At 66.7% G+C, this 9,714-nt stretch carries 10 protein-coding genes; 6 read left to right on the top strand and 4 right to left on the bottom strand.

Features of this window, described 5'->3' with window-relative positions; all coding sequences use genetic code 11:
* Window positions 1–168: 168 nt before the first annotated feature.
* On the top strand, window positions 169–1,092 hold the full coding sequence (locus tag QM591_RS11635; RefSeq protein WP_415132560.1) for a 5'-3' exonuclease: 924 nt from the start codon (window positions 169–171) through the stop codon (window positions 1,090–1,092).
* A 34-nt stretch (window positions 1,093–1,126) separates the two neighbouring features.
* On the opposite strand, the gene QM591_RS11630 is transcribed toward QM591_RS11635, so the two are convergent.
* The 3 genes from QM591_RS11630 to trpD all read right to left on the bottom strand — a co-directional run bounded on the left by QM591_RS11630 (window position 1,127) and on the right by trpD (window position 3,854).
* Window positions 1,127–2,116, bottom strand: a complete 990-nt coding sequence (locus QM591_RS11630; protein ID WP_415132559.1) for a PHP domain-containing protein — start codon at window positions 2,114–2,116, stop codon at window positions 1,127–1,129.
* Window positions 2,117–2,187: 71 nt separating this feature from the next.
* A complete protein-coding gene (locus QM591_RS11625; protein ID WP_415132558.1) occupies window positions 2,188–2,679 on the bottom strand; it encodes an aromatic ring-opening dioxygenase LigA in 492 nt (163 codons plus the stop codon).
* Between the two features lie 122 nt (window positions 2,680–2,801).
* On the bottom strand, window positions 2,802–3,854 hold the full coding sequence (gene trpD / locus QM591_RS11620; RefSeq protein WP_415132557.1) for an anthranilate phosphoribosyltransferase: 1,053 nt from the start codon (window positions 3,852–3,854) through the stop codon (window positions 2,802–2,804).
* Between the two features lie 130 nt (window positions 3,855–3,984).
* Between trpD and QM591_RS11615 the strand changes: the two genes are divergently transcribed.
* From QM591_RS11615 to QM591_RS11595, 5 genes are all read left to right on the top strand, one after another.
* Window positions 3,985–4,620: a cytochrome c oxidase subunit 3 gene (locus QM591_RS11615; RefSeq protein ID WP_415132556.1), complete on the top strand. Its 636-nt coding sequence runs from the start codon at window positions 3,985–3,987 to the stop codon at window positions 4,618–4,620.
* 22 nt (window positions 4,621–4,642) lie between these two features.
* Window positions 4,643–5,446: a c-type cytochrome gene (locus QM591_RS11610; RefSeq protein WP_415132555.1), complete on the top strand. Its 804-nt coding sequence runs from the start codon at window positions 4,643–4,645 to the stop codon at window positions 5,444–5,446.
* 47 nt (window positions 5,447–5,493) lie between these two features.
* Window positions 5,494–6,573: a Rieske 2Fe-2S domain-containing protein gene (locus QM591_RS11605; RefSeq protein WP_415132554.1), complete on the top strand. Its 1,080-nt coding sequence runs from the start codon at window positions 5,494–5,496 to the stop codon at window positions 6,571–6,573.
* Window positions 6,570–8,420, top strand: a complete 1,851-nt coding sequence (locus QM591_RS11600; protein WP_415132553.1) for a cytochrome b — start codon at window positions 6,570–6,572, stop codon at window positions 8,418–8,420. Before QM591_RS11605 ends, QM591_RS11600 begins: the two co-directional genes overlap by 4 nt.
* A gap of 81 nt (window positions 8,421–8,501) precedes the next feature.
* The gene (locus tag QM591_RS11595; protein WP_415132552.1) at window positions 8,502–8,915 is read left to right on the top strand and encodes a rhodanese-like domain-containing protein; all 414 of its coding nucleotides are present in this window, start codon (window positions 8,502–8,504) and stop codon (window positions 8,913–8,915) included.
* Window positions 8,916–8,920: 5 nt separating this feature from the next.
* Here QM591_RS11595 and QM591_RS11590 read toward each other — a convergent pair whose 3' ends face one another.
* Entirely contained in the window at window positions 8,921–9,712 is a 792-nt protein-coding gene (locus QM591_RS11590) for a PP2C family protein-serine/threonine phosphatase (RefSeq protein ID WP_415132551.1), read from the bottom strand.
* Window positions 9,713–9,714 lie beyond the last annotated feature (2 nt).

The raw sequence follows: 9,714 nt of genomic DNA, 5'->3' as shown, positions 1-9,714 counted from the left end.
GGATGGACCCGCGTCCCCGGACTACTCGACATCCCCGCCCACACCACCCGCATCACCATCCTCGAAGCCCACACCGCCCTCGTCCAACACACCTGCCACGAAACCCCCCACGCCCCCGGCTGCTAACACCCACTCCATCGGACAGGACCGCCGTGACAGGATGACTGCGTGACCGACCGCCTCATGCTCCTCGACACCGCGTCGCTGTACTTCCGCGCGTTCTACGGCGTCCCAGACTCCGTCGTCGGTCCCGACGGACGGCCGATCAACGCCGCGCGTGGGCTCCTGGACATGATCGCGAAGCTCGTTGCGCTCTATGAGCCCACCCACCTCATCGCCTGCTGGGACGACGACTGGCGCCCGCAGTGGCGGGTCGACCTCATTCCCAGTTACAAGGCGCATCGCGTGGCCGAAGAGGTTCTGACGGCTCCCGACGTCGAAGTCGTCCCCGACCCGCTCGAGCACCAGATCCCCGCGATCCGTGAGGAGCTGCGCGCGCTTCGCATCCCCGTGGTCGGTGTCTCCCACCACGAGGCCGACGATGTGATCGGCACGTACGCGACCATCGCGACGATCCCCGTCGACGTGGTCACGGGTGACAGGGACCTGTTTCAGCTCATCGACGACGATCGCGACGTACGGGTCATCTACACCGGTCGCGGGATGAGCAACCTCGAGGTCCACACCGGCGACACGACGACCGCGAAGTATGGCATCGCACCTTCCCAGTACGCCGATTTCGCGGTCCTGCGCGGTGATCCCTCTGACGGGCTCCCCGGAGTGGCCGGCATCGGCGAGAAGACGGCCACCACTCTGCTGGCCCGATACGGCGACCTCGCCGGCATCGTCGAAGCCGCGTCGGGCGACGAAGGAATGAGCGCCGGCGTTCGCGCCAAGCTCCTCGCCGCAGCTGACTATCTCGCCGTCGCCCCGCAGGTGGTCGCCGTCGTGCGCGACCTGGCGCTCCCCGTCGGGATAGACGAGGCTCGGATCACCCGCGCCAACGATTCGGCGATCGCGTCCGTCGCCGACAAGTGGGGACTCGGCGCATCCCTCACTCGCGCGACGGACGCGCTCGCAGCTCGAAGCTGACGTCGCGTCCGGCCGATGCGCCGCGTCGAGGCAATCAGTGGGACTCGGTCCATGCACGCAACCGTTCGCGTGACCACGTCGTGACGATGCGATCCGGCGGCACGCCGAGCCGCTCCGCACGTGCAGCGCCTTCGTCGAGCAGGCCCAACTGGCCGGGTGCATGCGCATCGGAGTCGATGGCGAACAGGCACCCCGCCTGCATCGCCGTTCGGATGAGCTCGTCGGGCGGGTCCTCCCGCTCGGGACGCGAGTTGATCTCAACGGCCACACCATGCGCCGCGCACGCGGCGAAGACCTCGGCGGCGTCGAACTCGGAGGGCGGCCTCGTCCCTCTCTCACCCCGCACGAGGCGGCCCGTCACATGGCCGAGCACGTCGACCTGCGGCTGGGACACCGCGCGCACGAGCCGTGCCGTCATCCGCGACCGCTCCATCTGGAGCGACGAGTGGACGGACGCGACCACGATGTCGAGCTCGTCGAGGAGCCCGGTGTCTTGGTCGAGCCCTCCGTCATCGAGGATGTCCACTTCGATTCCGCTGAGCAGGGTGAAGTCGTCGAACCGGAACCCGGCGACCACGGTGAGCTGTTCGCGCAAGCGTTCCGCGGACAGCCCGCGGGCAACCCTCAACCGGGGCGAGTGATCGGTGAGGGCGAGATAGTCATGGCCGAGTGCCCGTGCGGCCTCGACCATCAGGTCAATGCCCGTCTGCCCGTCCGACCACTCCGAATGAGCGTGCAAGTCTCCCCGCAGCATCCCGCGGAGGCTGGACTGCGGCCGCGAGTCCGCGTCTCTCAGCTCTGCCAGATACCGGGGCACGCCCCCCTCGAGTGCCTCGCGGATGACGGCGAGGGAGGAGTCGCCGATCCCCTTCCGGCGGCGAAGCGCAGCCGTATCGGCGAGCTCCTCAGGCCTGAGGCCTTCGATCGCACGCGCCGCCGCGCGAAATGCCTTCGATCGATACCGCGAGGCTCTCTCGCGCTCCAACAGCGTCGCGATCTCGTTCAGCGCGTCGATCGGCTCCATCGCCGCCTCCTCTGATCGGTGGGAAAAACCGAACGGGCCCGCGCCATCAGCGCGGGCCCGTTCGGTCGGGGTCAGCTCGTGACTGCGGAACGCCTGACGACGACCGGGACTCGGGCCAGGCGGTAGAGCGCCGCACCGAAGATGATCGACAAGAATCCGATCCCCATCGCGAAGGCGGCGACACCGAAAGAGACGACCGACGTGAACAAGGATGCGCGCAGGAACGACGCGTTCATCATCGTCGCGCGCACCGGGTCCTCACGGTCGAGCTCGGCGTAGGTCTTGCCGCCCGAGGCCTCGAGCGCGTGGTGCTGAATGATGTCGGCCTGCACGAACGCCGTGAGCGGGCCGGCGACGACCTGCCCCTGGAAAGCGGCGGCATCGTCGGGAACCACGATGTTCTCCGCGCGCAACTGGCTCGACACCATGGTCCACACCACGACGCCGACGACGATCAGAGCGATACCTCCCAGGATGCCGAGGACTCCGGCGACCTTGACGAACCCGACCTTCTTGGCGGGCGGCTCGAGGGTGTCGACCGTGGCGGCTGATTCTTCGGACATGGGGGAAGGGTCCTCTCTGGAGATGACTCGTCCGGGTCACCGGACGGTGATCTCACGGTAGCGGCCCCCGTCTCGGACGACCAGAGAGCGCTCCCGGGAAAAACCCCTGCCGAAAGGAGGGGTCAGCGGCGGGTCGCCTCGACCCATGCCTCGAGGGTCGCGCTCGCTCTGCCCGTGTCGATGGCCTCCGCCGCGCGGTCCTTCGCGACAGCGAGTCGCTCGATGATCGGGGTCTGCACCTGGGTCGCGTCCTGGAACAGTTCGAACGCGACGATGCCCGCGGCGGCGTTCAGCAGCACGATGTCTCGCACCGCACCCTGCTCTCCGCCGAAGACGTCGCGCACGATGCGAGCGTTGTGCGCAGCGTCACCTCCGAGGAGGTCGTCGATGTCGGCGAGCGGGATGCCGATGTCGCGCGGATCGAGGTCGTGCTCATGGATGTCGCCGCGAGAGATCTCCCAGAGGCGACTGTGTCCCGTCGTCGTGAGCTCATCCAGGCCATCATCTCCGCGGAAGACGAGTGCCGTGGCCCCTCTCGTCCGGAACACGCCGGTGATCAGGGGCACTCGGTCCAAGTGCGCCACGCCGACGGCGTTCGCCTCCGCACGAGCCGGGTTGCACAGCGGGCCGAGGAAGTTGAAGACGGTGGGGACTCCGAGCTCGGTGCGCGTCGGTCCCGCGTGCCGGAATCCCGGGTGGAAGGCCGACGCGAACGCGAACGTGATTCCGACCTCCTCGAGGACCTCGGCGACGCGCTCGGGCGGAAGGCTCAGATCGATGCCGAGGGCACCCAGCACATCCGAGGATCCCGACGACGAGCTGGCGGCGCGATTGCCGTGCTTGACGACCGGAACGCCCGAGGCCGCGGCGACGATCGCCGACATCGTGGAGATGTTGACCGTGCCGAAGCGGTCCCCGCCCGTACCCACGATGTCGAGCACCGCAGCGGGCACCGGGAGCGGGAGCGCCGCCTCCAGGATGGCGTCGCGGAAACCGACGATCTCATCGACGGTCTCCCCCTTGGCGCGCAGGGCCACCAAGAATCCGGCGAGCTGCGACGGCGTCGCCGCACCCGACATCACCTGTCGCATCGCCCAGGTCGACTCGGAGACGCTCAGGTCGCGACGCGCGAGGAGGTTCGTGAGGATCTCGGGCCACGAGTACAGCTCCGCCATGAGGACCGATCCTATCGGCAGTCTCACGGCAGCTTCACGGCGGGTATCGATCCGATTCCGATCCCCTCCGAAAGTCGAACCCACCTTCAGGGATGAGGAAACCACTCCCGGAATCAGCCATAATGAATGCGTGACGACCACTCCAGCGACCTATTCCCAAGCCTTGCGCTCCGTCAAGCGTCCGGACCCGGTCGCCGTCGGAACCATCGTCTGGCTCGGCAGCGAAGTCATGTTCTTCGCCGGCTTGTTCGCCATCTACTTCACGCTCCGCAACGCATCGCCGGAGCTGTGGGCCGACCGCACCGAGCTGCTGAACATCCCGTTCGCCGCCGTGAACACGATGATCCTGGTGCTCTCCTCCTTTACCGCTCAGGCCGGCGTCTTCGCCGCCGAGCGCTTCCAGCCCTACCGCAAGGGCTCGATCTGGCAGTTCCGTCAGTGGGGCATGGTCGAGTGGTTCTTCCTCACCTTCATCATGGGTGCGGTGTTCGTCTCCGGCCAGGTGTGGGAGTACGCAACCCTCGTCGCCGAGGGCATGCCCATCAGCGCCGACTCCTACGCGTCGGCCTTCTATCTGGCCACCGGCTTCCACGCCCTCCACGTCACTGGTGGTCTGATCGCCTTCCTCCTCGTGATCGGTCGCGCCTACGCGGTCAAGAACTTCGGACGCAAGGAGATGACCACCTCGATCGTCGTGTCGTACTACTGGCACTTCGTCGACGTCGTCTGGATCGTCCTGTTCATCGTCATCTACTTCGTCAAGTAACAGAGCGGAGCTGAGTACCTCCATGGCATCGAAGACCACGCGTCGCCAGACCGGACGCCGCAGCAAGTGGGCCGCCGCCGCCTTGATCGGCATCGGCCTGCTCGTCAGCGGTGGCGTCTACGCCGGCGCGTCCGCCGCGATGGCCGCCACTGAGCCCGCCACTGCCGCATCGACGACCCTGACCGTCGATGACGGCCAGAAGCTGTTCCAGGCCAACTGCGCCACCTGCCACGGCCTGAACATGGAGGGCACCCCGGACGGGCCGTCTCTCTACGGCGTGGGTGAGCTGGCCGTCGAGTTCCAGATGTCCACGGGACGCATGCCGCTGCAGATGCAGGGACCGCAGGCTCCGCAAAAGCCGGTTCAGTTCACCGAGGAGCAGATCAAGGCGATCGCCGCCTGGGTGCAGTCGACCTCGCCCGGCCCCTCCTACCCGGCCGAGAGGATCCTCGATGGCGAGGGCGACGTCGCCAACGGCGCCGAGCTCTTCCGTATCAACTGTGCGATGTGCCACAACGTGGCCGCTGCGGGAGGCGCCCTCACCGAGGGCAAGTACGCCCCGGCGCTCACCTCCACGAGCCCGCTGCACATCTACGCCGCGATGGTCACCGGTCCGCAGAACATGCCGGTCTTCAACGACATGACGCTCACGACGGATGAGAAGCGTGACATCATCTCGGCGCTCATGTGGATGCAGCAGAACGAATCGGCGGGCGGCTTCTCGCTCGGCTCGCTCGGCCCGGTCTCCGAGGGCCTGTTCATCTGGATCTTCGGCATCGGCGCGCTGATCGGACTCACCGTGTGGATCACGGCGAAGTCGAACTGAGCGACGGCCACGACAACACTTCACTGACGCAACGTACGAGGAGCACCATGGCACACGAGGAAGACGCGCTCGAGCACGAGAGGGCTTCGTGGAAGCCCTCCACCGGGCTCGCGGTCGCGGTTCCCGACCCCGTGCAGAACCCCGGTCTGCCGCCGCATCGGGCACGCACGACCGACAAGGACCCCGCCGCCATGAAGCGCGCGGTCCGCACGGTGTACACCCTCTTCTATCTCTCCCTCGCGGGCAGCATCTGGGCTATTGCGGCCTACATGCTCTTCCCCATCGAGAGCGGACAGATCGTCGACATCCGTCACAACAACCTGTTCGTCGGCCTCGGTATCGCCCTGGCCCTCTTCGCGATCGGCGTCGGCGCCATCCACTGGTCGAAGGCGATCATGTCGGACAAGGAGCACATCGAGCCCCGTCACGCCACCCGCGGACGCGACACCACTCGAGAGGGCGCCGTCCAGGCATTCCGTGAGGCGAACGAGGAGTCCGGATTCGGTCGCAGAGCCGTCATCCGCAACTCGCTCATCGCCGCGCTCGTCGCGTCGGTCGCGCCCGGCATCGTGCTCTTCCGCGGCCTCGCTCCGCAGAACACACCCAAGAACCCGATCGCCGGCGACCCGGTGGCCCTTCTCAGCCACACCATGTGGAAGAAGGGCATGCGCCTGGCTCACGACCCGAGCGGCGAGCCGATCCGGGCCGCAGACCTCACCCTCGGCTCCGCCGTGCACGTGATCCCTGAGCCGCTCGCGAAGATGAGCCACCACGAGGGCTACCTCGAGGAGAAGGCCAAGGCGATCGTGCTCCTCATGCGTCTCCTGCCTGAGCAGCTGCCCGCAGAGCACAACAAGCTCGAGTGGTCGTACGACGGCATCGTCGCCTACTCCAAGGTCTGCACCCACGTCGGCTGCCCCGTGGCCCTGTACGAGCAGCAGACGCATCACCTCCTGTGCCCCTGCCACCAGTCGCAGTTCGATGTCTCGCGCTCCGCCGCGGTCATCTTCGGACCCGCCGCGCGCCCCTTGCCGCAGCTTCCGATCACCGTCGACGCGGATGGCTACCTCATCGCGCAGGACGATTTCCACGAACCTGTCGGCCCGAGCTTCTGGGAGCGCCATTGAGCACCGCCACTGTCACTGAGACAGGAACACAGAACCCCGGCGCGCAGAACAGCTCGACGGAGAAGCCGCTCGGCGGTCGATTCGTCGCCGGCGCGGCCAACTACATCGACGAACGCACGAGCCTCTCGGGACTCGTGAAGGAGCTGGGTCGGAAGATCTTTCCGGATCACTGGTCCTTCATGCTCGGCGAGATCGCGCTGTGGAGCTTCGTCGTGGTCCTGCTGTCGGGAACCTTCCTGACCTTCTTCTTCCAGGCCTCCATGGTCGAGACGCACTACGAAGGCGCCTACGTCCCCATGGTCGGTGTGGAGATGTCGGCGGCACTGGATTCGACGCTGCGGATCTCGTTCGACATCCGAGGCGGACTCCTCGTCCGTCAGATCCACCACTGGGCGGCTCTCGTATTCGTCGCGGGGATCGGCGTGCACATGCTGCGCGTCTTCTTCACCGGCGCCTTCCGCAAGCCGCGCGAGCTCAACTGGGTGATCGGCTTCATCCTCTTCATCCTTGCGATGGGTGAGGGCTTCACTGGCTACTCGCTCCCCGACGACCTGCTCTCGGGCAACGGCCTGCGGATCATCGATGGCATGATCAAGGGCATTCCGCTGATCGGTACCTGGACATCGTTCCTCCTCTTCGGCGGCGAGTTCCCCGGCACCGATATCGTCGGTCGCCTCTACGTCCTGCACATCCTGCTGCTCCCTGCGATCCTCGTGGCGCTGCTCGCCGTTCACCTCATGTTGATGATCGTGAACAAGCACACGCAGTTCGCCGGTCCCGGCCGCACGAACAGCAACGTCGTGGGCTACCCGATGATGCCGGTCTACATGTCCAAGATGGGCGGCTTCTTCTTCATCACGTTCGGCGTTATCGTCCTCATCGCCGCTCTGTTCACGATCAACCCGATCTGGAACTACGGACCGTACGACCCGTCACCGGTGTCGGCCGGCACGCAGCCCGACTGGTACATCGGATTCGCCGACGGCGCCCTGCGTCTCGTGCCGCCGCACCTCGAGTTCGTGCTGTTCGACCGCACGTGGTCGTTCAACATCCTGATCCCGCTCGGCGGCCTCGGACTGTTCATCGTCCTGGTCATGCTGTACCCGTTCATCGAGGCGTGGATCACGGGTGACAAGCGCGAGCACCACATCGCTCAGCGCCCGCGCCACGCGCCCACGCGCACCGCGATCGGCGTCGCCGGAGTGATCTTCTACGCCGTGCTGTGGGCTGCGGCCTCGTCGGACATCATCGCCACGCACTTCCATCTGACGATGGAAGGAGTCATCCACACGCTGCAGGCACTGCTGATCCTCGGTCCGATCTTCGGGTACTTCATCACCAAGCGCATCGCACTCGCGCTGCAGAAGAAGGATCGTGAGATCGCCCTGCACGGCTACGAGTCGGGCCGCATCGTGCGCCTCCCCGGAGGCGAGTACATCGAGGTGCACCAGCCGGTCGACGAGTACGAGCTCGTCAAGCTGGTCGACTTCGAGACCAATGCTCCTCTCGTGGTGCGTCCGAACGACCGCGGCCGCATCCCGTGGCACGAGAACCTGCGGGCCTCGCTGTCGCGCTGGTTCTTCGAAGACCGGCTTGTGCCTCTCACCCAGGCCGACATCGACGAGGCACGCGCTCACCAGCACCACACGCTCGACCACATCGCCGAAGAAGAGGCGGCCGAGCTCCAGGGCGCGCACGAGCGTGCCGGCGCTCCCGACGCACCGCTTCACCCGATCGACGACGGGCACAACAGCGAGACGGCCAACCGGCCCTCGAACGTGATCGTCCCCGACGAGGACGGCGAGGGCACCAAGAAGTCAAAGAAGAAGAAGGACAGCGACGACTGATCTTCCGACGCGGCAGGATTGCGGCGAGGAGTGGCCGAGAAGCCCTCCTCGCCGCTTTCTCTTTGGCCGTAACGTCGAAGCATGTCTGATGCCTTGACGCACTTCGAGAACAAGCTCCAGCACGAGACCGACGCCTCCGATCTCTACGCCGCGCAACGCGCCGGCGACGCCGTGATCGTCGTCGATGTCCGCAGCCGTGACGCGTGGGATCAGGGACACATCGTCGGGGCCCACCACATCCCCTACCGAGAGATCGCCTCTCGCGCTGCGTCGGAGATCGACCCGACCGCTCGCGTCGTCGTGTACTGCTGGAGCCCGGGGTGCAATGCGGGCGCCAAGGGCGCCGCTGAGTTCGCGCGGCTCGGCTACGACGTACGCGAGATGATCGGCGGCTACGAGTACTGGGTGCGCGAGGGCTATCCGACAGAGGGGGCGATGGGACCACTCCCCCGCATGTTCGACCCGCTCGTGATGTGGGTGCGTCCCGAGGCCTGATCGATTCAGCCCGCGGCGAGCTGCTCTTGGAAGCGCGTGGCTGCGGCGCCCGCCCAGACGGGCGGCAGCAGGCTCGGAACGCCGTCGACCACGTCGCAGACGAGCGCAGTCACGTTGTCCCGGGAGCCGGCCTCCAGCGCGACCTCCACGAGACGGTCGGCGACCTCCTGCACGCGCGCCGTCGTGTCACTCACGACCTCGGCGATGGCATCGTCGTTCAGGTAGTCGCTGACTCCATCGCTGCAGAGGACCCATCGATCTCCGCTCACAGGCGCTCGCTCGACGACACGCACGACGTCGGCGGCGTCACCCCGCAGTGAAGCGGTGATGATGTTGCGACGCGGATGAGTCATCGCATCGGCGGGAGCGACGATTCCTTGGTCCACCAGATTCTGTACGAAGGAGTCGTCACGTGTCTGGCGGATGAGGTGCGACTGCCTCAGCAGATAGGCGCGGGAATCGCCGGTATGGGCGAGCAGAAGGGCACCCGACGCGTCGAACCAGACACCGGTGAAGGTCGTCGCCATGCCGGCCAGGGCAGGATCCCGACGCACGTGTGCGCCCAGATCCCAGTTCGCGCCGCGAAGGCGCATGGCGAAGTCGTCGACGCCACGAAGCTCGGGACCGAACGCAACCAGCCGATGCAACAATGCCGCGGAGGCAAGATCGCCAGCGGGACCCCCACCCACACCATCGGCCACCGCAGCGCCCCACGGCGCGGCGAACGCCGCATCCTGGTTGTCCTCGCGATGCGGCCCCACGTCGGAGCGGACACCGACTCGGAGTCGGAAGGTCATCC

Source organism: Microbacterium sp., assembly GCF_047607225.1.
Lineage (GTDB): Bacteria > Actinomycetota > Actinomycetes > Actinomycetales > Microbacteriaceae > Microbacterium.
Note: the sequence above shows the minus strand (reverse complement) of the source record. Positions and strands in the feature narration are given on the sequence as shown.